Here is a 24,889-nt window from a genome sequence, read left to right on the forward strand (position 1 = left end):
CGATTCGCCCGCGGGAACCCCTCATCCCTTCACGCACACGACCTGCTTGAGGTGAGCGACCACCTCGACCAGGTCGGTCTGCGCCTGGATCACCGTCTCGATGTCCTTGTACGCGGCCGGGATCTCGTCGACGACCCCGGTGTCCTTCCGGCATTCCACGCCCGCGGTCTGCGCGGCGAGGTCGGCGGCGGTGAAGGTCTTGCGGGCCTTCGTCCGCGACATCCGCCGTCCGGCTCCGTGGGACGCGGATTCGAACGACGCGGTGTTGCCGAGTCCGCGCACGATGTACGAGCCCGTCCCCATGCTGCCCGGGATGATCCCGAGATCGCCGGAGCCGGCCCGGATCGCGCCCTTGCGGGTGACGAGCAGATCGACGCCGTCGTAGGTTTCCTCGGCGACATAGTTGTGATGGCAGTTGCCCGTGAGAATGTTCCCGTCGAGAGCGAATGAATGGGTGTCCTCGACTACGGCACAGAACACCTCCTCGATCTCATCGGTGGCACGCACAGCGCGGACTGTCCAGCCACGCCGTTCGACAGCATCGCGGTTGGCTTCCCAACGGGCCCGGTGCTCGTCGTGGATAAAGAACTCGGGCGTGAGATCAGCTCGCGACAGGCCCATCACAAACACCGGAGTGTCGACCGAGCCGAACCCAGTACGAACTCTCCGCCGGATCGGAAGCGTCCAGATACCCAGCGAGTCACACGCTTCCTTGAAGAACACTAGGTGCTGCCTGTTCGCGGACCAGATCGCAGGACGACCTGTCTTGCCTACCTCCCCGTCGGCCGCGAAGTAGCCCGCGAGCCACCCGTAAAGTTCTGCCGGCGGTCCATCGACGCGAGGGTATTCACGCTTCCACTCGCGAGGAAGACCTCCGAGTCGCTTCATCGTCCCAACCACGACTCCCTCAGACCGAAGGGCTTGGACGTCGTCAGCGGTCACGTGCTTCTTCTTCGCCCCAGCGCTGCTGTACGTGTAGTAGTACGTCCGCACGCTCTCTGCTCGGTCAAAGAAGGGCAGAAGAGCTTCGTCCTTCTTCCCATAGAAGTCGGCATGCGCCATTCCGCGACCAGAAATGGATCCATCACCAAAGACGAATCCACGAGCGATCCCTTCGCGGGACGGCATCAGGCCGGGGCTGCGTGCTGGGAACACGTATGCGAGGCGGTCTCCGACCCGGAGACCTTCCGTTGTCGCCTCAGTCCGGTTGTGCGCCGTCTTCGGCCGCAGCAGCCAACGGTGTTCTCGGGTTGTGCGTATCGTCCGCTCCTCTCCGAAGCGACCAATTACCACCTCCCAGATCGGTTGCTGGCCGAAGGACCTCACCGGTGCCTTCACCCACTCGCCACCTTCGGTAAGCACCGTATGCACACCGCCCGACAGCTCCGAGATCGGACGGCTGCCCGCGTCGGTCATAACCATGGTTTCGGCGGCGAAGCACGAAACTGCGTCATCGAACGTCGTCCCCGGGATCACTTCCGCGACCGCGAGCTTCACCAGCGCGACCATCGTCGCCCGGTTCCGTGCCGCGTAGTCCTGTGCCCAGAAAAGGTCGCGCCGGTACGCCTGCATTTCCGGCGTGTCCGCGACGAACACCGACAGGTCGGGGTCCGGCAGATCGCGGTTGTGCGGCAGTTTCCGCGCGATCGCCATGTGCCGCTCAGCGAGTTCCTTGCCGATGTTGCGCGAACCCGAATGCAGCATCAGCCAGACCCGGCCCTCGTCGGAGCCGCCCTGTTCGAGGCAGACCTCGATGAAGTGGTTGCCGCCGCCGAGGCTGCCTACCTGCAGATGCGCGCGCTTGCGCAGGTCCTGGACTCCCTCGTGCAGGTCGCCGAACGACTTCCAGAACGTGTCCCAGCCGCCGACGCCGTGCACCTTCGAGGTGTTGACCGGCGTCTTGTGCAGGCCGAACCCGACCGGCACCGCCGATTCGATCCGCTTGCGCAGCTTGCCGAGATCGTCGGGCAGGTCGCTCGCGGTCAGCGAGGTCCGCACCGCGCTCATCCCGCAGCCGATGTCGACGCCGACCGCGGCCGGGGAGACCGCATCGCGCATCGCGATGACGCTGCCGACCGTGGCGCCCTTGCCGTAGTGGACGTCCGGCATCACCGCGACGCCGTGCACCCACGGCAGGTTCGCGACGTTGCGCAGCTGCCGCATCGCTTGGTCTTCGACCGACGCGGGATCTGCCCACATCCGGATCGGAACCCGCGCGCCGTCCACTGCCGTGTACATGACTTTCCTTTCCCAGAACGAAGTTTGCCCGCTCAGCATCCGGCACTCGAGCCCTGGCGACAACGGGTTTTCGAACACCGGTGCATCGGTGAAACGAAATCGGCGCTTCCGTCGATAACGGCTCGGACGACCGGTTCGCCGAGGGTGCCGGTCTTGGGGAGGATTCCGTTTTTCCATGAGGTACTCATTGCGGGCGACGCTCGCGGTCTTGTTGCTGGCCGGGTTTCCGGTGCTGATGCTCGCCGTCGCCGGGGCGCTGATCTGGCTCGAGGTCGAGGCGTTCCACGGTCATCCGGTCACCGCGATACGGCTCGGCTTCCTCGCCGTTCCCGTGCTGTACGTGCTGGTCACCGCCCTGCTGACGTTCGAGCGGTCGCACGACGACGTCGACGGTGTGCTCGTCACGCCCGGCGAGCAGCCCGAACTGTGGGCGGCCGTCCGCGAGCTCGCTCAGGAGGTCGGCACCCGGCCGCCGGACGAGATTTACCTCGTTCCGCAGGTCAACGCGGCGGTGAACGAGGAGACGCACTGGGCGGGGCTGCGCGTGCGGCGGCGCCGGATGTTCATCGGCGCGCAGCTTTTCGCCGGGATGCGGGTCAGCCAGCTCCGGGCCATTCTCGGGCACGAGCTCGGCCACTACAGCAATCGCCACACCCGCTTCGCCGGCGCGACCTATCGCGGACGGCAGACGATCGGGCGAGTCGTGAACGGACTCAGCTCGGCTGGGTCCGGCCGGCTGGTGCGGCCGATCTTCACCGCGTACGCCGCCGTGTATTTCCAGGTCTCTGCGCGCGTGAGTCAGCAACAGGAACTCGCCGCCGACACCGATTCCGCACGCGTCGCCGGCAGCGCGGCCGCGGCCAGCGCGCTGCGCGAGGTCGAAGTCCTCGACACCGCCTGGTGGGTGTTCCTGAACGACTACGCGACGGTCGCCTGGTCCTCCGGCTATCTGCCGGCGCGGATGACCGAGGGCTACCAGCTGCTGCTCTCCGACGATCAGCGCGCGGAGGAAATGGCTTCCCTGCGGGAAAATCCGCCGTCGCGGCCTGCCTCGAAGTACGACAGCCACCCGCCGATGGCAGAACGGATCGCGCTGCTGGAAGCCGCTCCGGCCGTCCCGGTTCCGCCCGGCGGCGAGCGACCGGCGATGGACCTTCTCCACAACGGACCGGAGCTGCTCGATGCGGTACTGATCACCGGCTTCACGGAGGGAGTGTCCTCGAAGAAGAAGCTCGACTGGGCCAGCCTCGTCGACATCGGCGTGCGCGATTCGAATCAGGCCGAGGCGCTGCGGATCCTCCGCAGCCGCCGTCTCGACGATCTGCTGGACCTGCTCGACGCCGGACGCCTCGAGGAACTCGCCGACCCCACGGCTCCGCCGGAGGCCCGGGCGCGGCCGGAGCGCGAACTCTACCGAGCGCAAGTCCACTTGAGACTGTCCATTGTGCTGCACGCAATGCTCGCCAAAGCCGTTGCGGCACACTGGGAACTGTCTTGGTCTGGACCAGCGAAGCTGGTGCTGGCCGAACCGTACGCCGCCGAACTGGATCCCGCCGTCGGCGCGGCGATCGACGGGGACACCGCTCCGCTCCGCGCGTTGCTCGCCCCGGTTCGTTCCTGAGAGGAAACCCTTTGCTGGGACTGATCAAGCTCTACACCGTTCCGCGGTGCACGCCGACGCGCTCACGAACGTGGCGTGGCAGATCCGCAGCGCGCGGGGGCGAAGTACGTCAGCGCGGAGCAATTCACGGGATTCCAGCGCGCGCCCTGCAGTATTGGTGTGACAAGTGGTTCGGCACCCACGATCTAATGTGGACCTTCGCCGAGGAGGGGACAAGCGCGTCGAAGCCGCGCTCGTCGAACTCCGGCGTGGCCCCTAAGCGGTGGAACAATTCCGCCACCTCGGCCGGAGCGCGTCCGGACGGGTGTGGTCGTACAGCGGTTACGGAGCCATTCACGAATTCCGGACGCACCGCAACCAAGCCTGCCGGCTCGCCAAGCAGCGGGGACCGGTCCCGAACGACCAGTGGTCTCCTGGCCTGGTTCCCGAGCAAGAGGTGGTGTCCGAGGTGATCCCGTCCAGTCCATCCCAGCCGATGCCCGCGTCCGGCGAAAACGCGGAGCAGGAGGTGCGACGAGGAATCCGGTCGATGCGGTGGGCGATCGGCGGCCAGGCCGTGCTCTACCTGGCGCTCGCGGCGTTCGTCGGTTACCTGCTCGGGCTTGGCGGCACGTCGGGCACCGTGACCCTGCCGGTGACGATCCTGGTAATCAACTCGGCGCTGACCAGTGCGTTGGTGGTGTGCGCCGTCCTGCTGGGCAGGCGGCAGCGCGGGGTGATGCTCGCTCTCATCTGGCTCGAGTGCGGGTTCATGGCGATGCTGCTGCTCGGCGCGATCCTGTCGCTGGCCATGAGTTCGGGAGCCGGGGGCGGCGCGCCGGTCGGGCTGATCCTGTGGGGTTTCCTGATGCAGGCGGTGCTGCGCCCGTTGCAGAAGCCGGAGATCCGGGTCGCGTTCGGACTGAAACCGATCAAGCCGCGGCAGAAGAAGAAGTGAAAACTGCCCGGCCCCTGGACAAGGGGCCGGGCAGTTTCAGCGCGAAGCTCAGCGGTTCTGCGCCACCAGCTCGGCGATCTGCACGGTGTTCAGCGCCGCCCCCTTGCGGAGGTTGTCGGCGGAGACGAACAGCGCGAGACCGCGGCCGTCCGGGACACCCGGGTCGGTCCGGATGCGCCCGACCAGGCTCGGGTCGATTCCCGCGGCCTGCAGCGGCGTCGGCACGTCCGCCAGCTGCACGCCCGGCGCGTTCGACAGCAGTTCAGTCGCCCGCTCGACCGACAGCGGCCGTTCGAATTCGACGTTGATCGACAGCGAGTGCCCGGTGAACACCGGCACCCGGACGCACGTGCCGGACACCAGCAGCTCCGGAATGCCCAGGATCTTCCGGCTTTCGTTGCGCAGCTTCTGTTCCTCGTCCGTCTCGAACGTGCCGTCGTCCACAATAGACCCGGCCATCGGCAGGACGTTGAATGCGATCGGCGCGACGTACTTGGCCGGGGCCGGGAATTCGACCGCCGAACCGTCGTGCGTGAGCGAGGCCGCGCGCGAGGCGACAGCGTTCACCTGAGCGGCCAGTTCGTCGACGCCGGCCAGACCGCTGCCGGACACCGCCTGGTAGGTGCTCGCGATGATCCGCACCAGACCGGCTTCGTCGTGCAGCGGCTTGAGGACCGGCATCGCGGCCATGGTGGTGCAGTTGGGGTTCGCGATGATCCCCTTCCGCACGTCCTTGATCGCCTCCGGGTTGACCTCGCTGACGATCAGCGGCACGTCCGGGTCGCGCCGGAACGCCGACGAGTTGTCGACCACGATCGCGCCCGCCTCGGCGAACCGCGGCGCCTGCTCGCGCGACGTCGCACCGCCCGCGGAGAACAACGCGATGTCCAAACCGGACAGATCAGCGGTCGCCGTGTCCTCGACGGTGATTTCCTCGTCGCGCCACGGCAGCGTGCGTCCCGCTGAACGGGCCGAGGCGAAGTACCGGATTTGCTCGACCGGGAAATTCCGCTCGTCGAGCAGCTTGCGCATCACAGCGCCGACCTGGCCGGTAGCCCCGACCACCCCGACGCGAAGACCCTGCGCCATCAGCGACCACTCCCCGCGTAGACGACGGCTTCCTCGTCGCCGCCCAGTTCGAACGCCTCGTGGATCGCGCGCACGGCCTCGTCCAGCTGCGCATCGCGGATCAGCACCGAAATGCGGATCTCCGAGGTGTTGATGATTTCGATGTTCACGCCCGCGTTGGCCAGCGCCTCGCAGAACGTCGCGGTGACGCCCGGGTGCGAACGCATCCCGGCGCCGACGAGCGACACCTTGCCGACGTGGTCGTCGTACAGCACGGACTCGAAGCCGATCTCCGCCTTGATCTTCTCGAGTTCCTTGACCGCCTTGGCCCCGTTGGCCTTCGACAGCGTGAAGGTGATGTCGGTGCGGCCCGAGGACGTGCTGGACACGTTCTGCAGCACCATGTCGATGTCGATCTCGGCGTCGGCGACCACCCGGAAGATCTTGCCCGCGGCACCGGCGTGGTCCGGCACGCCGGTCACGGTGATCTTCGCTTCCGAGCGGTCGTGTGCCACACCGGTGATCAGCGCTTGTTCCACGGGGATCTCCTCGATCGATCCGGCCACCGTGGTGCCCGGCTTGTCGCTGTAAGAAGAACGGACTCGGATCGGCACGCCGTAACGGCGCGCGTACTCGACCGAACGCAGGTGCAGGATCTTCGATCCGCTCGCCGCGAGCTCCAGCATCTCCTCGTACGGGATGGTGTCGAGCTTTTTGGCGTCCGGCACGATCCGAGGGTCGGCCGAATACACACCGTCCACATCGGAATAGATCTCGCAGACGTCCGCGTTCAGCGCGGCGGCGAGCGCCACCGCGGTGGTGTCGGAACCGCCGCGGCCGAGCGTCGTGATGTCCTTGGTGTCCTGTGCCACGCCTTGGAAACCGGCCACCAGCGCGACGTAACCCTGCTCGAGCGCCTCGGTGACGCGGCTCGGAGTGACGTCGATGATGCGCGCGTTGCCATGCACCGAGGTGGTGACCACGCCCGCTTGGGAACCGGTGAACGACCAGGCTTGCGCGCCCTGCGCGGAAATGGCCATCGCGACCAGCGAATTCGAGATGCGCTCACCGGCGGTGAGCAGCATGTCCATTTCCCGCTCCGGCGGAGCCGGGTTCACTTGCTGCGCCAGATCGAGCAGCTCATCAGTGGTGTCGCCCATCGCCGAGCACACGACGACCACGTCGTTGCCCGCCTTCTTGGTCGCGACGATCCGTTCTGCCACGCGCTTGATCCGGTCGGCACTTTCCAGCGACGATCCGCCGTACTTCTGGACCACGAGGGCCACGCCCGAACCTCCTTGACGGGCCGGGGCGTACTCCTTGGAGGGCACCGAGGAGCGCCCACGGCCCTTCATTTGGAGAAGAGCCTACCGGCGCGAACGGCGCTCGCCACCCCATCGAGTGGTCCGCCACGGCCCGTCAGGAGGGTTTGGAAGTAAATTTTCCTTAACGCCAGGGGAAAGCTCGAAGCCCTTCCTCCGGAGTGACGGAGAGCACTCCCCGGCCGTACTACCTTCGCCGCATGCGCAAACCAGCCGAGACGAGCGTCCCCGTCGCGCCGGCCATCGCCGAGCGGTGGAGCCCGCGGGCCTACGACGAGACCGCCGAAATCACCGGCGCCCAGCTGACCGCATTGCTCGAAGCCGCCAGGTGGGCGCCGTCTTTCGGCAACACCCAGCCGGCCCGCTACCTCGTCGGCCGCCGGGGCGATCCGGTGTTCCCCCGCATCCTCGCGACACTCAACTCCGGGAACCAGGCGTGGGCGTTCCGGGCGAGCGCGTTGCTGATCGGCGTGACGGTCACCACGAATGAGAAGGGCGAGGTGCCCTACGCCGACTACGGACTGGGTTTGGCGACCGAGAACCTCGTCCTGCAAGCGGTCGAACTCGGCCTGATCGCCCACCAGATGGCGGGCTTCTCGGCGGACGCGGTCCGCGCGGAGTTCGGCCTCCCGGACGAGGCGGTGGCCCGGGTCGCGATCGCCGTCGGATCTCCCGCCGACCCGTCCGTACTGGACGACCCGCGCCGGATCGAACGGGAACTGGCCCCTCGGCGCCGGCTGCCGCTCGCGGAGTTCGTCTTCGGTGACCGATGGGGGTCTCCGGCACTGTGACCGTTTCGTGAGCAATCTGGGGAACCGGAGTCCCGCCGTTGAGGTCAGATGGACGCCAAACCGGTCAGGCCGCTGATTCGGTGGGATTCTTCTCAAGGAGTGACGAAATGCGTACAGCGATGCCGGTTGCACTGGCGGTTTCCGCGACGGCGATGGCGTTCGCGCTGTCCGGGTGCTCCTCCGAGGACACCCCCGCCCCGCCGATCGCCACTCCGCCCGCTTCGTCCTCCGCGGCCGCACCGTCCTCCTCGGCCGCCGCTCCCGCCGGCGACTCCGCCTCCGCCGACTACACCAAGCAGGGCACGAAGCTGAAGATCGGCGAGAAGGCCGTGGTGCCGTTCAAGTCGCAGAAGATCACCGGCGCGATCGGCGTGACGGTGACCGGCATCGACAAGGGCGTGGAGGCCGACCTGGCCCCGCTGAAGCTCGGCGACCGGGCCAAGGGGATGACGCCGTACTACATCCAGGTCAAGGTCACGAACGAGACCGGCTCGGACTTCTCGTACAGCTCGCTGGGCCTGATGAACGGCCTGCTCGCGGATGGCACCGACGGCCCGCACGTGACGGTGATCGGCAAGTTCGAGAAGTGCGACCGCGGCAACTCCGGCAAGGCGTTCACCACGAAGGGCGCTTCGTACGACAGCTGCGTGCTGGCACTGGCCCCCGCTGGCACGGAGGTCAAGGGGGCTAGCTACACCGCGAGCACGTACCGGGACCTGGCGCCGAACACTGACTACGGCAAGGACGCCGTGACCTGGCAGTCCTGAACCATAGGCGGGGCGCTGGTCGACGCACCAGCGCCCCGACGCGGTGAATTCAAGGCATCGGGCGGTTCCTTGCAAGTTCCTTGAAAAAATTCAAGGAACTTGAGATGTCGCGAGCAGAATTAAAGCCTTTGCTGATAACCTTTAAAAGTGGAGCTAGAGACCTTCCGTCAGTCGCCGATCGGGCACCTCGTACCCATAACCGGCACCGACGGGCGCACCAAGCAACCGTACCGCCACTTCGCGTTTGTTCCTGACCCGCTTCCCACCGAGGTCGCGCTCACCGCCGGAACCTACAAGCTGCTCAGCGAAGCCGACCGGGCGCTTGGCGCGCTGGATGCCCTGACCGATCAGCTGCCCAACCCCGGACTCCTGGTCCGCCCCTCGCTTACCCGGGAAGCGATCAGTACTTCGGCACTGGAAGGCACCTTCGCCCCCTACGCCGATGTGCTCCAGGCGCAGCAAACCAGCAGGGAGCCGGCCACCGCGGAGATCCGAGAGATCCAGAACTACGTCAAGGCCGCGTTCGAGGGTCTGGACCTCATCAGCAAACTGCCCATCTGCCTGAAGGTGGTCTCGAAACTCCAGCAGATCCTCGTCGCCGGCACGCGTGGCGACTCCTACGACGCGGGCCGGCTGCGCGAACGACTGGTCTGCATCGGCGACCGCGGCCGCGGAATCGAACAGTCTCGTTTCGTCCCGCCGCCGAACGGCGACATGCTCCGAGACGGGGTGAGCGCATGGGAAAAGTGGATCAACGCCGAGCAGGAGCTGCCAGCACTAGTGAAGCTGGCACTCGGCCACTACCAGTTCGAAACCCTGCACCCGTTCAGCGACGGAAACGGCCGGATCGGACGGCTGATCATCACCTTGCAGCTGATCGAGGAGAAGATCCTCAAGTACCCGGTGCTGAACTTGTCGTCCTGGCTGGAACCGCGCAGGGAGGATTACATCGACCACCTCCTGAACGTCAGCAAGACAGGTGACTTCGATCCCTGGGTGCGGTTCTTCGCCGAAGCTGTCAAAGCCCGCGCATTGGCCGCGGGAAACACGATCGGCAGGCTCACCGCGTTCTCCCAGGAAGTGAGCGACACGATGCGCGGCCTCGGCGCACGAGGCGCCGTCCAGGATCTCGCGGTGACCATCATCGGGTACCCGATGATGACGATTCCCGAGGTGCAGAACAACCTCGGCGTGTCCTACCCGACCGCGAGCAACGCGATCAAAAAACTCGAGGAAGCTGGCTTCCTGCGCGAGATCACCGGCGGGAACTACGGACGCCAGTACATCTGCGACCGAGTGTTCGACGAACTGGCCGAAAACTGACCAGTCAGGCGCCCGCGCCCCCGACGCGCCGGATGATCTTCGCCAGGATTCCCGACACGATCAGCCAGAACACCGCCGCGATGCCGTAGTTCACCAGAACGCGCAGTTTCGCGTCGCTCGGCGTGAACAGGTCCTTGAAGCCGAGCGACAGTCCGTCGGCCCAGCCGCGGACGAACGAGACGATGCCGTTGCCCTGGTTTGCCTCGCCGATGACGAAAATCACGTGCAGCACCAAGACCGCGGCGAACAGCAGTCCGACCCAGCGCACCAGCGATGCGAGGAAGGACACCCCGCGCTCACGAGTGCGCCGCCAGTCCACCGGGGTGCGCTGGGGCCGCGCCTTCGCCTCGGTTTCCTGCGCTTCTTCCGCGTGCTCGCCCATGCCGGGCAGTCTGGCACGTCGTTTCGCGGCCCGCTACCCGCTAGTAACAGGTATCAGCCACCCGACGTAACAGTTCGATCGCGACGGGCGGCTTTCCTTTCGCGGCGTCGGGTGGTTACAGTGACCCCGTGGCGCGTGAACTCCTGCTTCGCTGCCGCGACGGGGCCTGATCTGACCGGCTCCTCGTCGCGGGGCTTTGTGGTGCCGGTCGTCCGCACCGATCCCTTCAGGAGATTTTCCCGCGATGAGCACCGACCCCCGCACCACTAACTCCCGTCTGCGCACGCCCTCTCGTCCCGCGCCCGCCGGGCAGCCCTCGTGGAACCCGCAGCGCGGCACGTCCATGCCGGTCCACCGTTACCGCCCCTGGTACGACGTCGTCGAGAACATCGACGTACCCGACCGCACCTGGCCGGACAAGCGCATCGACCGCGCGCCGCTGTGGTGTGCGGTCGACCTGCGCGACGGCAACCAGGCGCTGATCGACCCGATGTCGCCCGCGCGCAAGCGCAAGTTCTTCGACCTGCTGGTCCGCATGGGCTACAAGGAGATCGAGGTCGGCTTCCCGGCCGCGTCGCAGACCGACTTCGACTTCGTCCGCGAGATCATCGAAGAGGGCGCGATCCCGGACGACGTGCACATCCAGGTGCTGACCCAGTGCCGCCCCGAGCTGATCGAGCGCACCTTCCAGGCGCTCGAGGGCGCGCCGAGGGCGATCGTCCACATTTACAACTCGACGTCGATCCTGCAGCGCCGCGTCGTGTTCCGCGAGGAGCGCGAGGGCATCAAGAAGATCGCGACGCAGGCCGCCGAAATGGTCGTCGAGCTGGCGGCGAAGCAGCCGGACACCGACTTCCGCTTCCAGTACTCGCCCGAGTCCTACACCGGCACCGAGCTGTCCTACGCGCTCGAGGTGTGCAACGCCGTCACCGAGATCTGGCAGCCGACGCCGGAGAAGCCGGTGATCCTGAACCTGCCGGCGACCGTCGAGATGGCGACGCCGAACGTCTACGCCGACTCGATCGAGTGGATGAGCCGCAACCTGGAACGCCGCGATTCGGTGATCCTGTCGCTGCACCCGCACAACGACCGCGGCACCGGCATCGCCGCCGCCGAACTGGGCTACCAGGCCGGCGCGGACCGGATCGAGGGCTGCCTGTTCGGCAACGGCGAGCGCACCGGCAACGTCGACCTGGTCGCGCTGGGCATGAACCTCTACAGCCAGGGCATCGACCCGCAGATCGACTTCTCCGACATGGACGAGATCAAGCGGACCGTCGAGTACTGCAACCAGCTGCCGGTCCCGGAACGCTCCCCGTGGGGCGGCGACCTGGTGTTCACCGCCTTCTCCGGCAGCCACCAGGACGCGATCAACAAGGGCCTCGACGCGATGAAGGACGCCGCCGACAAGAAGGGCGTCCCGGTCGACGAGCACCCGTGGGAGGTCCCGTACCTGCCGATCGACCCGAAGGACGTCGGCCGCACCTACGAGGCCGTGATCCGGGTGAACTCGCAGTCCGGCAAGGGCGGCGTCGCCTACATCATGAAGGCCGAGCACCAGCTGGACCTGCCGCGCCGGCTGCAGATGGAGTTCTCGAAGGTCATCCAGGCCTACACCGACACCGAGGGCGGCGAGGTCGACCCGGCCACCATGTGGCGCGCGTTCTCGGCCGAGTACCTGGAGTCGAAGACCCCGCTGGAGCTGATCAAGCAGCGGGTCACCGACAACGGCGGCGGCGAGTACGACCTCGAGGCCACGGTGAAGGTCGAGGGCGACGAGCACGAGATCACCGGCCGCGGCAACGGGCCGATCGCCGCGTTCTTCGACGCACTGTCCACTGTGGGCTACGACCTGCGGCTCCTGGACTACAGCGAGCACACGCTGAGCCCTGGCGACGACTCGCGCGCCGCGTCCTACATCGAATGCGCGATCTCCGACCGCGTGTTCTGGGGCATCGGCGTCGACCCGTCGATCGTCACCGCCTCGCTGCGTGCCGTGGTCAGCGCGGTCAACCGGGCCAACCGCTGACCCGAACCTGATCGTCCCCATGCCACATTGGGTGCGTCACATGCACCCAATGCGGCATTGGGGCGGTTCTGGGCGAGGGAGACGAGGATGCGAGCCGAGCGCCTGGTCGCGCTTCTCTTCACGCTGCACCGCAAACGCGCGGGCACCGTCGGGGAGCTGGCCGGCGAGCTGGGCGTGACCGAGCGGACGCTGCGGCGGGATCTCGCCGCGTTGCGCGAAGCCGGCGTGCCGCTCTGGAGTGAACCCGGGCGGCACGGCGGCATCCGGCTCGTCGACGGCTGGCGTTCGCGGCTCGACGGCCTCACCTCGCGGGAGGCCGTCGCGCTGCTGGCCCTCGACGTGCCGGACGCGCTGGCCGGGCTCGGTCTCGGCACCGCCGTGGCCGCGGCGCACGCGAAAGTGTCCGCGAGCATGCCGAAGCAGCTGCAGGAACAGGCCCGGACGGTCGCCGGGCGGTTTCATCTCGACGCCTCGGCCTGGTTCACCTCGCCGGACGACACGGGCGCGCTGCCCGCGGTCGCGAAGGCGGTGTGGACGCAGCAGCGGCTCGACGTGCGGTACCAGCGGCGCGACAAGGTCACCCGGCGGACGCTCGATCCACTGGGCCTCGTGCTCAAAGCCGGGGTTTGGTACCTGGTGGCGCGCGTCGACGCCGACCTGCGGACGTATCGCGTCTCCCGGTTGACGGCGGTCGCCGAAACCGGGGAAACCTTTGCCCGGCCGGAGGAATTCTCGCTCGCTGACTGGTGGCGCGCGTCGTCGGCGGAGTTCGAGAAGATGCCGCTGCCGTTGAAGGTGACGGCTCGGCTCGACCGGTCCGCGGCGGGGGCGTTGCGGCGGGTTTTCGGGCCCGAGCACGTGAACGAGGTGCTGGTGTCGCTCGGCCCGAAGGACGCCGACGGGTGGGCCGAGGCCGAGTTCGCCATGGAGGGCAAGGAAGTCGCCGTCGGACAGCTGGTTTCCCTCGGCCCCGGCGTCGAGGTGCGCACCCCGCCGGAGATCCGCGCCGCGGTCGCGGAATTCGGTCAAGCGCTGGCTGAGCGCAACAAGGATCAGCGGTAGCCGCTGGCGTCGGCGGGCTTTCCGGGTTCCTGCACCTCCTCGATGTACCGCCACGCGTCCGGACGGCTGCCGTCCACGTCGTCGATCTCGTAGACCTTCGCCAGCTGACCGCTGGAAACGGTCTGTCCGGTCCACCGGTGCCGGTCCGCGTCGGCGGCGAGCGCGACGACCGTGCGGCCGGAGAAGGTCGGCGATTCCGAGATCACGAAGTGCGGCTCACGGACGGTCGCGTCGCGCCAGTTTTCCTCGGTGACCTCGAAAATCTCCAGCATCGCCTCCGAACGCAGCCACCCCGGCGTGAACGCGATCGCGGTGCACTCGTGCTTTTTGAGTTCGGCCGCCTCGCCGACCGCCAAGACGTTGATCGCCGCCTTGGCCAGGTAGTACGGCAGTGACGTGCCCTCGCGGTACTTCTGGTTGTACTCGGCGGTGCCGTCGGTCAGTTCGATCACCAGCCCGCCCGGACGGCGGATGACCAGCGGAAACAGATGGTGGCTGGTGATCAGGTGGGCGTCGAGGGACAGCCGCATCATCCGCAGGCTCGCGTCCAGCGAGTGCTCCCAGACCGGTTTGCCCCACTCCAGGTAACGGTCGCCGCCCCAGATCCCGTCGACCAGGATGTCGAGGCCGCCGTGCTCGACGTCGATCCGCTTGGCGAGCGCGGCGACCTCGTCGCTCACCAGGTGGTCGACCCGCAGCGCGGTTCCCTTGCCGCCCGCGGCTTCGATCCGCTCCAGAGTGTCCTCAATGGTCTCCGGACGGTCCACTTCGGACCGTCCGGCCCGCGTCGTGCGACCGGTGACATACACGTGCGCCCCGGCCCGGCCCAGCTCGACCGCAATCGCCCGGCTCGCCCCGCGCGTGCCGCCCGCCACGAGCGCGACCTTGCCCGCCAGTTCCCCGCTCATTTCGTTCGTCCTCTTCTCTCTCGGTGAACCACCAGCGTGCGCGTGAACCCTGACATCCTCTGTCCGGGTTCCGGAAATCTGTGTCCTGGCTGTGCCTTGCTGTGAAGAGCCGGTGATTGGGACTCATCCGGGCTGGCACGACGGTTAATGGAGATATGGACGCTACGACGGCTGGGCTGGTGGTGCTGTTCGTCGTCTCGCTGGTGCCGGTGTTGCCCACCGAGGTGACTCTGCTCGGCATGGGCGTGGCCGCCGCGCAGCACGGGACCTCGCTGGCCGTCGTGATCGCAGTCGCCAGCTTCGGCTGCCTGCTGTCCGACCAGGCGTTGTACGCACTCGGGCGGTTCGGCGGGGCTCGCGTGCTGGCCCGGCTGGGCCGTCGGCGCAAACTGGCCGCCGGGCTGACCTGGCTCGACGGACGCTTGCAACGGCATCCGCGGCCGGTCCTGGTGGTCGCGCGATGGCTGCCTTCCGGCGGCACGATCGGCGCACTGCTGGCTGGCTCGTTGCGGTGGCGGTTCACCGAGTTCCTGACCGCGTCCGCGGTCGGCGTGCTGCTGTGGACGTCGTACGTCGCGTTCCTCGGCTACGCCGGCGGGCAATTGGTCGCCGAGCCGGGACTGAGCCTCGCGTTGTCGCTGACCATCGCGGTGCTGCTGGGCTCGGCGATCACTATCGGGATTCGACGGCACGCAGCGCCGAGTACAACGCCTTGATCAGCGGTTCGTTCTCCGGCGCGGCCGCGGCGGGGAACGGGATCCGGCGGCGGGTGTAGCCGTACGCGACGCCGTTGCGCGGGTCGGCGAACGCCTGCTGGCCGCCCGCGCCGCTGTGTCCGAAGCTGCCCTGGCCCAGCTCGGGGTAGTACTCGCTGGTGGCGTGGAATCCGATGCCGAACGCCTTGTGCTGATGCAACACCACGTCGTCGCCGGTGGACTGGATTTGCGCGAACTCGGCGGAGGTTTCCGGCTTCAGCAGCGGCGGTTCGCCGTCCAGCGGACTGATCGCGGCGGCGTACATCCGGGCCAACCCGCGGGCCGAGGCGACGCCGCCGAACGAGGCCGGGCCGAGCCGCCGGACCTCCGGGAGATTCGGCAGTTCCCAGACCTCCGGACCGTCCGGATGGTGCCGGTTGAACGCGATCCCGTTCAGGCTGTTGGCGGCGGGCGGGGTGATATGCCGTTCGGGGGTAAGGATCATCGGCTCCGCGCTGGCGAATCGCGGCTCCAGTTCGGCGGGGAGGCCGAGGTAGAAGTCCACTGCGTACGGATCGCGGATCCGTTCGGCGAAGTGTTCCTGGATGGTGCGGCCGGTCGCCCGCAGCACGACCTCGCCGCTGAGCGCGCCGATGACCAGCGCGTGGTAGCCGAACGCGGTTCCCGGTCGCCAGAACGGGCGCTGGCGAGCCAGGCGTTCCGCGACGATCCGGTCGTCCGCGAGTTCCGCGCGGGAGAATCCTTCGTCGGCGCCGACCAGCCCGGCTCGGTGCGCCAGGAGTTCCCTGAGCGTGACGTCTGCCGAGAACTCCGGCCAGTAGTGGCGCACCCGCTGGTCAAGGTCCAGCACCCCGTCCTGCACCAGCAGCGCGACGACCAGATGCGCCGCGCCCTTCGTCGCGGAGTAAGCGCCGAGCAGGCAATCGCCGTCGACGCCGGTCCACAAGTCGACTACTCGCTCGCCGCGGTGGTACGCCACCAGCTGGGCGGCTCCGTCGGCGACCGCCGCGAACGTGTCCCGCACCTGTTCGAAACCGGGCCGCACGGTGCCCTCGATGTTTTCCATGCCACGACCGTACTCCTGTTTGTAACCATTGGTCACTAACTCTGTCTCGGTAGAGTCCGCAGCTATGACCCGACCGCGGCCCGGCCGCCCCGCGCAGCTCGATCGCGAGCGGATCGTCGACGCGGCGTTGTCCACGGGAAACCTCGACACCTTGACCATGCGCGAACTGGCGACGCGGCTGGGCGTGACGCATGGCGCGCTCTACCGCTGGGTCGCCAACCGGGACGCGCTGTTCGATCTGATCAGCGAGGTAGTGCTGGAGCGGGTGCTTCCGGCGGAAGGCCCGCCACGCCGGTCTTGGCGGCCGTGGCTCGCCCAGGTCGCGTGGGCGATGCACGACCAGTTCCTCGCGGTGCCCGGTTACGCGACCCGGTTGTCCCGGCCGCACCGGCACAACGCGGATTCGTTCGGCAGGCTGCGCTCGCAGGTGGTCGCCGCGTTCACCAACGCCGGGGTGTCGCCGGAACTGGCTGAGCAGAGCTGGTACATCTTCATCACGTGCACGGTCAGCTGGCTCGCGGTGCGGGAAAACCCGCTCGATCTCGGGCCGGACGCACCTCGGTTTGAGCTATTTCTCGACACGTTGCTGCGTGGGCTTCCCGCCCGGGAACCCGGTTAGGTCGTCAACGCGGCCACTTCGGCACGCAACTCGTCGATCACAGTCGCGACCGCTGGACGATTCACCGCACCAGTACGGCACACCACTTCCACCAACCGCGCCGCGCGGATACCCGCCAGCGGACGGCCCACCAATCCACTGCCGCGTCGAGTGTCCATTGTGTACCGAGGCATCAACGCGATCCCGTGCCCGGCCGCGACAAGCCGTTCGGTGATGCGGAAATCGTTGATGCGCTGGACGATCTGCGGCCGCACGCCGGTGCGCACGGTGAGCGAGCGCAGGACGTCGTCGACCGGGAAGCCGTGGTCCACCGAGATCCAGCGTTCGTCGGCGAGATCGGCGAGTTCGACCCGGCGGCGGCGGGCGAGCCGGTGATCGGCGGGCAGTGCGACGTCCAGCGGTTCGCGCAGCAGCGGGACGACGTCGAGGCGTTCGGTGTCGAATTCGGGCGCGTGCTCGTCGCGGTGGGCGACGACGACGTCGTAGTCGGCGACCAGGCCGGGAACCTGCGGCGGGACCATGTCGACGTCGCGGACGTCGACGTCGAGATTTTCGTACTGGTCGATGCGGCGCAGCAGACCGGGCAGGAGCATCAGGCCCGCGGACTGAAAGATCGCGATCCGCACCCGTCCGCGCGGGGCGCTGCGGTAGGTGGCCAGTTCCGCTTCGGCCCGGTCCAGCGCGGCCAGCACGTCGTCGGCGCGGGCGACCAGCGCGCGGCCCGCGTCGGTGAGCCGCAGCCCGCGGCCGGCCGGTTCGGTGAGCGCGATGCCGACCTCCGCCTGCAACGCGCGCAACTGCTGGGATATCGCCGACGGGGTGCAGTGCAACGCCCGAGCGGCGGCGGTGACGCTGCCCCGATCGGCGAATTCGCGCAGCGTCCGGAGCCTGCCCAAGTCCATCCGCGCAGTGTATGTGAAGCAGCGCTACACAGTCGGTGCAGTTTTTCTCGCTGGTGCTTCAAGGTTTGCCTAGGCAGAGTGGCGGCATGGCCATCCGGGACCGTCTGCTCGCTGTGTTCGTCGCCGTCTTGTGGGGTCTGAATTTCATTGCGATCCACGCCACACTCGGCCAATTCCCGCCGATGTTCGCGGGCGCGCTGCGGTTTCTGCTGATCGCGATTCCGACGATGTTCCTGGTGCCGCGGCCGCGCGTGAAGCTGCGCTATCTCCTCGGTTACGGGCTCGGGTTCGGCACCGGACAGTTCGCGTTCCTCTTCGTCGCGATGCACCTGGGCATGCCGACCGGGCTGGCGTCGCTGGTGCTGCAGGCGTCCGCGCCGTTCACCGTGCTGCTGGGCGCGGTGCTGCTGCGGGAACGCGTCTCCGGACGGCAGCTGGCCGGGATCCTGCTCGCGGTGGCGGGCATGACCGCGATCGCATGGCAGCAGTCCGCCCACGCCGCGCTGGTGCCGGTGCTGCTGACCCTGCTGGCCGCGCTGAGCTGGGCGATCGGCAACCTGAGCATGCGCCGCGCGGAGCCGGACAACCCGCTGCACCTGACGCTGTGGATGTCGGTGGTGCCGCCGCTGCCGATGCTGGCGCTGTCGAGCATCTTCGAAGGCCCCGGTGCGGCGTGGCACTCGCTGGCGACACTCGGCACCAAGACCGGCCTGATCGGCATCGCGGGTCTGGCGTACGTCGTCATTTTCGGGACCGTCGTGGGCTCCGGCATCTGGACCACGCTGATGCGCCGCAACCCGGCGGGCGTGGTCGCGCCGTTCTCGCTGCTCGTGCCGGTGGTCGGGTTGACGGCGTCGTTCTTCATCCTCGGCGAGGTGCCGACGGTACTGACCCTGATCGCCGCGGCGGTGGTGATCGGCGGGGTTTTGCTGGGCTCGCTGCGGAAGAAGCCCGCGGTTACACCGGAGGAACTGCTGCCGGTGTAAGGGTCAGGCGCTGGGGCGAAAAAGTAACGCGGTCAATAAGTCGAGCGAATGCGCGAGTTTGGCTCCTAGCTCGCTGTGCGCCACCGAAGATAGCTGATACGGCCGCAACAACTCGACGATCTCCGCCTGCTTGTGACGTGGCGGCAAGAAGATCGGCATCGACCGGAGCAGATCAGAGTTGAAATACTGCACCGCAGTGCCGACGGCGTTGCGCCGTAGCCACTCTTGCGCGTCAGCTCCGTTCAAGTAGTAGACGAGGTAATGCGGATCGACGGCCGGACCCGGCCGGAACCCGACGCACCCCGGTCCAAGCAGCCAGCCGGCTTCGCTAGGCCGCACCAACCCGAACCGCCCAAGCGTGCCTGCCCGTGCGCTGACAATGTCTCGGTCCGCCAGCCGGTATCTGACATACCTTGCAACTAATGCTTCGGGAACGAGGTCGAGCTCGCCGTAGTTGACCTGGTGGTTCCGAATATTGCGAGGCAGGACTAACGGCGTACCCGGGCTCTCGCCTTGCCGCTTCACGCTGCCTGGGCCGGGAATAACCTCGCACACTTCACCGAGGCGCACCTGTTCCCCGGTCACCTCCGCCCGGCCCGAAGAGAGCACGGTAGCCGCAGTCGCCTCAAGACCGTCGTTCAGCCGACGTACCTGCTCAGTCAACTCGGCCAACTCACGGCGCGCTGTGGCAAAGGCAGCAGCCGGGCTGTCTTCCCTGCGCCCAGTCCTCCTGGAAACGTACCGTGCGGGCTGAACGTTGTAGTCGTCCTGCTCAAGCTCCGAATAGGGAACCGCGAGAGAGTAGCCTGGACTGCCGCGAAAATTGCCCTTCCGCGAAGTCGACCAGCGGCGGTGTTCAGCGACCACTCGATCGATCGCCGCCGTTGTCAACCGTCGCGCGGACCGGTCGACCTCCGTCTCGTCGCGGGCATCGATGAGCAGCACTTCATCGCTGAACACGCTGTGTCCGGGAGCCCGCAGAAGCCAAAGAGTCACCGGAATTGCGGTGAAACGGAAGAGCCGGGCAGGCAATGCGATGACGCATTCTACGATGCCGCCCTTGATCAAAGCACCTCGAATATGCGCCTCGTTCTTGCTTGACGCAGCTCCCGACGGCATGATCACCGCCGCCCGGCCACTTGGCGCGAGTTTCGCGGCGACATGTTGCAACCACGCGAAGTTCGCGTTCTTCTCTGGCGGCTCACCCCACTGCAAGACCTCCTTGTCCAACTCAGCCGACTTGAGGTTGAACGGCGGATTGGCCAGGATCCGGTCAAAGGTCAGCCCCGGGAAGCTGTCCTTCTCCACCGCGAGCCCGGGCTCGCCAAGTTCTGCCTCGACCCCATGCAGAGCCAAGTTCATCCAGGAAGTCGACCAGGACCACTGGTCGCCGGCCTTGCCGAACACCTCGATGGGAACATCTGCGAGAACGCCAGCTATTCGCTCTGCGGCGACAGTCAACAACTCGCCCGATCCACAAAAAGGGTCATATGCCGAGCGCACCGACTCGTCACCGAGCAGATCGACCATGAGCCGCGCGACCTCGGGCGGCGTGAACTGCCCTCCGCTTCGGCCTGATTGCCGTCGGGTGAGCCCGAGAAGCGCTGAGCCCAACTGTCCTGCGTTATCCTTCGCCGAAAACCGATTCACGAAGTCGACTACATCCCGAAGTGCCGGGTTCGATGATTCAAGCACACGCGTGAACAATAATCGGTCTGGCGCACCAGGGACCGGCACGGAGATGCGACGGAGCACCTCCTGCGCTTCCGGCCAGGTTCTGGTAGCGGTCACCGCGTTCCAGTCCGACGGCTGAGCGAAACGCAAGTACACCAACCCGAGCAGGTAGTCGAGGGCCGCGGAACGGTCAAGCGAGTCGCGCATTGACTCAACCATCTCCCACAGCCGGTCAGCCAAGTCAGCTTCGGTTACCGGCCTGGTACGCACCGTGCTCGCATCGGACAGTTTTTCGGGACCGAGGTTTCGAAGAAGACGATCACCATAGGTGTAGCCGTCCGGCTCGCTGTCTTTCCGTCGGTGAACCGGAATCCGACGCTCCTTCAACCACTCAGCGACCGCCGAGATCTCGAACAGTTCCTTTCCGTCGATTTTGTGCGGCGGAGGAAAGTCCGGCGAACGCGACCGCCAGTTGCTGAAAGCGCTCGCGTTGACCTCCGCTAGCTTCGCCAGATCCGCCGCGGACCGCATACTCTCCAGGAGGCTCATCGACGTTCTCCTCCCAGTTCGGGTCGTCGGGCAAGGATTGTTTCGACCTGGTCGCGCCTTCGCAGATGCACCAACACCTCCGGGCACACGCAGCGGATCAGCCGGAGAATAGTCGCGTGGTCAGCCTCTAGGTGCCGATGATGGATGGGCTCGTAGTGCATGATCCGGTTCCGGAACCTGCGCACCTCGTCCAAGTCGCGGTACAAGGCCGACCTCGGCTGCTTGCGGTGCGGAAAGGCGCGGTGCAGCCACGGCTCCCACAGTGACCGGTGGTACTCCTTGCCCACCAGCCACACCCAGAACCCGAAGGAAAGCTCGGCAACTAGATCGTCGGGCGTGACCGGTCGGCGCTGCCGGAGCTGCCGCCGAACCTTGTCGGCGGCCTTGCCGACCAACGCGTAGTGATGGTCTTCCAGCGGGGCAACCTCCCACCAGTCCGATCGGCCGAACTTTTCCACCAGCTGCCGGTGCAAGGCGTTGCGCAATGCAAGTTCCAGGCAGTGCAACGCGGGGTAGAACGCAGCTGACACTTCCACGTTCCACCAGTAGAGTTCGATCGCTGTCGCGCAGTCCCCATCCGCCTCGCGCAAGTACGGCCGGAACCGCGTCGGCGACAAAGTCTCGTCGATCCACCGGTGCTGAACATCCATCTCTTCGTACCCCCTCATGGCAGCACGAAGATGTGCTACTGTGGTTTTTGTACGCCCCGGGTCGCCCCTGCTTAGCATGCCGCCCGGGGCATAGCTCTATTTACGGCCGCACTTCGTCGCTTGAGGCAGCCGGACTCCCTCGCGGTCTTCCCTAAGGCTAGCGGCCTGTCGCCGCTCGCGCAAGCATTCCAGATACACAGATTTTGTGAACTGCCGAGTGACGGCACGGTACACCAACCTGTGAACAAGCGGCCTTGCTACGAACGGGGGCCGAACGCAACCCGGCTGGGCCCCGCGCGTTCGCGCAGAACCCAGCCGGGTTACTGGCCCCAAGCCACATCAATCGGCCAGGGAAGTTCTTCAGTCGATTCAGGCGACCGCGTCGTTCTTCTCCTCCGACGACGCGGACGAGGCCGATCCCGCCGCGTGGCGGGCCATGCGCTTCTTCAGCACCAGCGTCACCACGATGCCGATCACCAGCGCCGCGCCGAGACCTGCCCACTGGAAGCCCTTCAGCCACTTGTCGGCGACCACGCCGAGGTAGTAGATGAGCGCCGTCGTCCCGCCCGCCCAGACGATGCCGCCCAGTGCGTTCGCGATCAGGAAGCGCGGGTAGTGCATGTTCAGCGACCCGGCGAGCGGGCCGGCCAGGATGCGCAGCACCGCGACGAACCGGCCGAAGAACACGGCCCACATGCCGCGTTTGTGGAACATTTTTTCGGCGCTCGCGATGTGGTCGGGGCCGAAATGTTTCGGGAATTTCCGGCCGGCCCAGGCGAAGAGCCGTTTGCCGCCCTTCTTGCCGATCAGGTACCCGATGCTGTCGCCGATGATCGCGCCCGCCGACGCCAGCACGCCGATCCACAGCGGGTTCAGCCCGCTGTGCGACGACGCCAGCAGCGCCGCGCTCACCAGCACGATCTCCCCCGGCAGCGGGATGCCCAGGCTTTCGACCATCACCACCAAGCCCACCAACAGGTAGACCGACAGCGGAGGGATCGCCTCCAGCACGTGGTCGATGTTCACTGCCAACCCCCTTGTGATTCGTGCCTGGTCTCCGCAGAGTACCCAGCTGACGAGCGTTCTCGCGTCCGCCTGGAGTCGGGGGTGGGGTCCGTCTTCAGGCAGGGGTTTTTCAGGGTTTTTCCGACATAACACGCAAAGCGCGCGATTCGAAGTACTCGCGTTCCGGCAGGCTCGAGGTGCGCTGGGCGGCCCGGAGGTAGCAGTCGCGGGCGCCTCGCGCGTCGCCGGACCGTTCGAGGAGATCGGCGCGGACCACGTCGGCGCGGTAGTGGTCCAGGTGCTCGGACGCGTCCAGTTCGGCCAGCGCGACCACAGGGCCTTCGACGCGGGCGAGCGCTACCAGGCGGTTGAGGGTGACCATCGGGCCGGGCGCGAGCTGCCGCAGGAGGTCGTACAACATCAGGATCTGCGGCCAGTCGGTGTCGTCGGCGGTCGGGGCTTCGTCGTGCACGGCGGCGATCGCGGCTTGCAGTTGGTACGGGCCGACGGGGGTGTTCGCCAGCGCGTGTTCGATGAGTGCGCTGCCTTCGGCGATCGCGGACGCGTCCCAGAGCGAACGGTCTTGTTCGGCCAGCGGCACGGGCACGCCGTCCTGGCCGGTGCGGGCGGGACGGCGGGCGTCGGTGAGCAGCATGAGGGCGAGCAGACCGGCGACCTCGCCGTCAGCAGGCAGCAGCGCGTGCAGTTGCCGGGCGAGCCGGATGGCCTCGGCGGTCAGTTCGACGCGGTTCACCTCGCTGCCGGAGCTGGCGGTGTGGCCCTCGGTGAACACCAGATACAGCACTTGCAGTACCGCGGCGACGCGTTCCGGCAGTTCATCCCGGGGTGGGAGGGCGAAATCCGCACCGCGCAGCTTCTGTTTCGCGCGGCTGATCCGCTGACCGATCGTCGGCTCCGGAACCAGGTACGCGCGCGCAATCTCGGCGGTGGTCAGGCCGCCGACGGCACGCAATGTGAGCGCCACCTGCGACGGGCGGGTCAGCGCGGGATGGCAGCAGAGCAACAGCAAGGTGAGGGTGTCGTCTTGCTGCGGCACGAGTTCGAAGGACGGCGGTTCCAGCGCGGCCACCGTCTCCTCACGACGGATCCGCGCGGCTTCGTTGCGCCACATCTCGATCCGCCGCCGAGAAGCGGTCGTGATGAGCCAGGCCTTCGGATTGTCCGGGACCCCGTCCTTCGGCCACTGCACGGCGGCGGCGAGCAGGGCCTCCTGCACGGCGTCCTCGCATTTGCCGAAATCGCCGTAGCGGCGCACGAGCGCGGTCAGGACCTGCGGGATGAGGTCGCGCAGGAGGCCGTCGATCACAGCTCGAAGTCCACGTCGCCGGTCAGCCCCATCACGGGCCGCACCTCGATCGTCGCGAACGGCGCCTCCGGGATCCGCGCGGCGATCTCCAGCGCACGGGCCTCCGAATCGCATTCCAGCAGGTAGAACCCGGCGAGCTGTTCCTTGATCTCGGCGAACGGGCCGTCGGTGGTGCTCACGCCGTCGGTGCTCACGCGGACCTGCTTCGTCAGCTCCGGCGCGGCCAGCCGCTCGGACACGATCCGCTCGCCGGTGCCCGCCAGCTCCTCGTGGAACCGCTGGTAGGCCCGCAGGCCCTCGGCCTTCTGCTCGTCGCTCATCCCCGCCCAGGCCGCGCGCGACGCCGGGTTGCCGTAGATCAGGACCAGATACTTCATCGGGAGCCTCCTCGAAAAGTTTTTCCACCCCAGATGTCGAAGCCGGACCGGCGGCTTCGACGTCCCGGACGAACACCTAGTCCGGGAAAAGGAGACCACAAAATGTCCGAAAACGAGATCCGCGACCTGCTGGCCGAGCGCACCGCCGCGATGCACGCGAAGGACCCGAAGCGAGTCGTCGCGAGCTACACCGAGAAGGCGGTCAAATTCGACCTCGCCCCGCCGCTGCGCACGACCGGCGCGTCCGCGGAGCACGTCGCGCAGTGGATGAGCACCTTCGACGGGCCGATTTCCTACACGTACCACGACGAGGAGATCACGGTGTCCGGCGATCTAGCGATGGTGGCGGCGCTGACGAAGCTGACCGCGACGCCGCAGGGCCACAACGAATCGTTCACGCTCTGGTTCCGCACCACGTTCGCCTTGCGGCGCAACGGAAACGGCTGGCTGATCGCGCACGAGCACAACTCGACGCCGTTCCACATGGACGGTTCGTTCCGCGCTGCCGTCGACCTCCAGCCCTGAAAAGCCGTGAAGGACTCCTTGAGGGAATCTGACCTGGATCCACCG

23 protein-coding genes and 1 pseudogene are annotated in these 24,889 nt (G+C 67.1%); 11 read left to right on the forward strand and 13 right to left on the reverse strand.

Translation table 11 applies throughout. From position 1 onward, the window contains the following. Window positions 1–21: 21 nt before the first annotated feature. Window positions 22–1,422, reverse strand: a complete 1,401-nt coding sequence (locus tag EIZ44_RS46080; RefSeq protein ID WP_338081059.1) for an RtcB family protein — start codon at window positions 1,420–1,422, stop codon at window positions 22–24. 15 nt (window positions 1,423–1,437) lie between these two features. Continuing rightward, window positions 1,438–2,238: pseudogene (locus tag EIZ44_RS11470) on the reverse strand (RtcB family protein); the annotation flags it as partial. A 175-nt stretch (window positions 2,239–2,413) separates the two neighbouring features. Between EIZ44_RS11470 and EIZ44_RS11475 the strand changes: the two are divergent. Further along, window positions 2,414–3,859, forward strand: coding sequence for a M48 family metalloprotease (locus EIZ44_RS11475; protein ID WP_134728526.1), 1,446 nt, complete (start codon window positions 2,414–2,416; stop codon window positions 3,857–3,859). 262 nt (window positions 3,860–4,121) lie between these two features. Continuing rightward, window positions 4,122–4,796, forward strand: coding sequence for a hypothetical protein (locus tag EIZ44_RS11480; RefSeq protein WP_134728527.1), 675 nt, complete (start codon window positions 4,122–4,124; stop codon window positions 4,794–4,796). A 48-nt stretch (window positions 4,797–4,844) separates the two neighbouring features. Here EIZ44_RS11480 and EIZ44_RS11485 read toward each other — a convergent pair whose 3' ends face one another. Continuing rightward, window positions 4,845–5,885: an aspartate-semialdehyde dehydrogenase gene (locus EIZ44_RS11485; RefSeq protein ID WP_037808435.1), complete on the reverse strand. Its 1,041-nt coding sequence runs from the start codon at window positions 5,883–5,885 to the stop codon at window positions 4,845–4,847. Then, window positions 5,885–7,150 carry an aspartate kinase gene (locus EIZ44_RS11490; RefSeq protein ID WP_037808437.1) on the reverse strand — a complete coding sequence of 422 codons (1,266 nt, stop codon included), beginning with the start codon at window positions 7,148–7,150 and terminating at the stop codon, window positions 5,885–5,887. The genes EIZ44_RS11485 and EIZ44_RS11490 overlap by 1 nt, the downstream gene beginning before the upstream one ends. Window positions 7,151–7,386: 236 nt before the next feature. On the opposite strand from EIZ44_RS11490, the gene EIZ44_RS11495 reads away from it, so the two are divergent. The 3 genes from EIZ44_RS11495 to EIZ44_RS11505 all read left to right on the forward strand — a co-directional run bounded on the left by EIZ44_RS11495 (window position 7,387) and on the right by EIZ44_RS11505 (window position 10,067). After that, window positions 7,387–7,977, forward strand: coding sequence for a nitroreductase family protein (locus EIZ44_RS11495; RefSeq protein ID WP_037808439.1), 591 nt, complete (start codon window positions 7,387–7,389; stop codon window positions 7,975–7,977). Window positions 7,978–8,084: 107 nt separating this feature from the next. Next, window positions 8,085–8,744, forward strand: coding sequence for a hypothetical protein (locus tag EIZ44_RS11500; RefSeq protein WP_134728528.1), 660 nt, complete (start codon window positions 8,085–8,087; stop codon window positions 8,742–8,744). Between the two features lie 147 nt (window positions 8,745–8,891). Continuing rightward, window positions 8,892–10,067, forward strand: coding sequence for a Fic family protein (locus EIZ44_RS11505; protein WP_037808443.1), 1,176 nt, complete (start codon window positions 8,892–8,894; stop codon window positions 10,065–10,067). 4 nt (window positions 10,068–10,071) lie between these two features. Here EIZ44_RS11505 and EIZ44_RS11510 read toward each other — a convergent pair whose 3' ends face one another. Then, a complete protein-coding gene (locus tag EIZ44_RS11510; protein ID WP_037808446.1) occupies window positions 10,072–10,449 on the reverse strand; it encodes a hypothetical protein in 378 nt (125 codons plus the stop codon). Between the two features lie 244 nt (window positions 10,450–10,693). Here EIZ44_RS11510 and leuA point away from each other — a divergent pair, with 244 nt between their 5' ends. Next, the gene (gene leuA, locus EIZ44_RS11515) at window positions 10,694–12,478 is read left to right on the forward strand and encodes a 2-isopropylmalate synthase (RefSeq protein WP_043827063.1); all 1,785 of its coding nucleotides are present in this window, start codon (window positions 10,694–10,696) and stop codon (window positions 12,476–12,478) included. Window positions 12,479–12,565: 87 nt separating this feature from the next. Continuing rightward, the gene (locus EIZ44_RS11520) at window positions 12,566–13,540 is read left to right on the forward strand and encodes a helix-turn-helix transcriptional regulator (protein WP_134728529.1); all 975 of its coding nucleotides are present in this window, start codon (window positions 12,566–12,568) and stop codon (window positions 13,538–13,540) included. On the opposite strand, the gene EIZ44_RS11525 is transcribed toward EIZ44_RS11520, so the two are convergent. Continuing rightward, window positions 13,531–14,448 carry an SDR family oxidoreductase gene (locus EIZ44_RS11525; protein WP_134728530.1) on the reverse strand — a complete coding sequence of 306 codons (918 nt, stop codon included), beginning with the start codon at window positions 14,446–14,448 and terminating at the stop codon, window positions 13,531–13,533. The genes EIZ44_RS11520 and EIZ44_RS11525 overlap by 10 nt on opposite strands. A gap of 155 nt (window positions 14,449–14,603) precedes the next feature. Between EIZ44_RS11525 and EIZ44_RS11530 the strand changes: the two genes are divergently transcribed. Next, the gene (locus EIZ44_RS11530; RefSeq protein ID WP_134728531.1) at window positions 14,604–15,164 is read left to right on the forward strand and encodes a DedA family protein; all 561 of its coding nucleotides are present in this window, start codon (window positions 14,604–14,606) and stop codon (window positions 15,162–15,164) included. Here the strand turns inward: EIZ44_RS11530 and EIZ44_RS11535 are convergent. After that, the gene (locus tag EIZ44_RS11535) at window positions 15,121–16,230 is read right to left on the reverse strand and encodes a serine hydrolase domain-containing protein (protein WP_134728532.1); all 1,110 of its coding nucleotides are present in this window, start codon (window positions 16,228–16,230) and stop codon (window positions 15,121–15,123) included. The genes EIZ44_RS11530 and EIZ44_RS11535 overlap by 44 nt on opposite strands. Before the next feature lie 64 nt (window positions 16,231–16,294). Between EIZ44_RS11535 and EIZ44_RS11540 the strand changes: the two genes are divergently transcribed. Further along, complete coding sequence (locus EIZ44_RS11540; protein ID WP_134728533.1) at window positions 16,295–16,849, forward strand: TetR family transcriptional regulator; 555 nt, start codon at window positions 16,295–16,297, stop codon at window positions 16,847–16,849. Here EIZ44_RS11540 and EIZ44_RS11545 read toward each other — a convergent pair. Next, window positions 16,846–17,751 carry a LysR family transcriptional regulator gene (locus tag EIZ44_RS11545; protein ID WP_037808463.1) on the reverse strand — a complete coding sequence of 302 codons (906 nt, stop codon included), beginning with the start codon at window positions 17,749–17,751 and terminating at the stop codon, window positions 16,846–16,848. The genes EIZ44_RS11540 and EIZ44_RS11545 overlap by 4 nt on opposite strands. 86 nt (window positions 17,752–17,837) lie before the next feature. Between EIZ44_RS11545 and EIZ44_RS11550 the strand changes: the two genes are divergently transcribed. Continuing rightward, the gene (locus tag EIZ44_RS11550; RefSeq protein WP_134728534.1) at window positions 17,838–18,737 is read left to right on the forward strand and encodes an EamA family transporter; all 900 of its coding nucleotides are present in this window, start codon (window positions 17,838–17,840) and stop codon (window positions 18,735–18,737) included. Between the two features lie 3 nt (window positions 18,738–18,740). Here the strand turns inward: EIZ44_RS11550 and EIZ44_RS11555 are convergent, their stop codons facing one another. The 5 genes from EIZ44_RS11555 to EIZ44_RS11575 all read right to left on the reverse strand — a co-directional run bounded on the left by EIZ44_RS11555 (window position 18,741) and on the right by EIZ44_RS11575 (window position 24,319). After that, complete coding sequence (locus EIZ44_RS11555) at window positions 18,741–20,960, reverse strand: N-6 DNA methylase (RefSeq protein WP_134728535.1); 2,220 nt, start codon at window positions 20,958–20,960, stop codon at window positions 18,741–18,743. After that, complete coding sequence (locus tag EIZ44_RS11560; RefSeq protein ID WP_240691270.1) at window positions 20,957–21,550, reverse strand: hypothetical protein; 594 nt, start codon at window positions 21,548–21,550, stop codon at window positions 20,957–20,959. The genes EIZ44_RS11555 and EIZ44_RS11560 overlap by 4 nt, the downstream gene beginning before the upstream one ends. A gap of 429 nt (window positions 21,551–21,979) precedes the next feature. After that, on the reverse strand, window positions 21,980–22,636 hold the full coding sequence (locus tag EIZ44_RS11565) for a DedA family protein (protein ID WP_134728537.1): 657 nt from the start codon (window positions 22,634–22,636) through the stop codon (window positions 21,980–21,982). Window positions 22,637–22,745: 109 nt separating this feature from the next. Next, window positions 22,746–23,942, reverse strand: a complete 1,197-nt coding sequence (locus EIZ44_RS11570) for an RNA polymerase sigma factor (protein ID WP_134728538.1) — start codon at window positions 23,940–23,942, stop codon at window positions 22,746–22,748. Continuing rightward, entirely contained in the window at window positions 23,939–24,319 is a 381-nt protein-coding gene (locus EIZ44_RS11575; RefSeq protein WP_037808470.1) for a YciI family protein, read from the reverse strand. The genes EIZ44_RS11570 and EIZ44_RS11575 overlap by 4 nt, the downstream gene beginning before the upstream one ends. Window positions 24,320–24,421: 102 nt before the next feature. On the opposite strand from EIZ44_RS11575, the gene EIZ44_RS11580 reads away from it, so the two are divergent. After that, window positions 24,422–24,844 (forward strand): YybH family protein, encoded by a 423-nt coding sequence (locus EIZ44_RS11580; protein WP_205673108.1) that lies wholly within the window; start codon window positions 24,422–24,424, stop codon window positions 24,842–24,844. The last annotated feature ends 45 nt before the right edge of the window (window positions 24,845–24,889 follow it).

The organism is Amycolatopsis nivea, from assembly GCF_004522235.1.
GTDB lineage: Bacteria > Actinomycetota > Actinomycetes > Mycobacteriales > Pseudonocardiaceae > Amycolatopsis > Amycolatopsis nivea.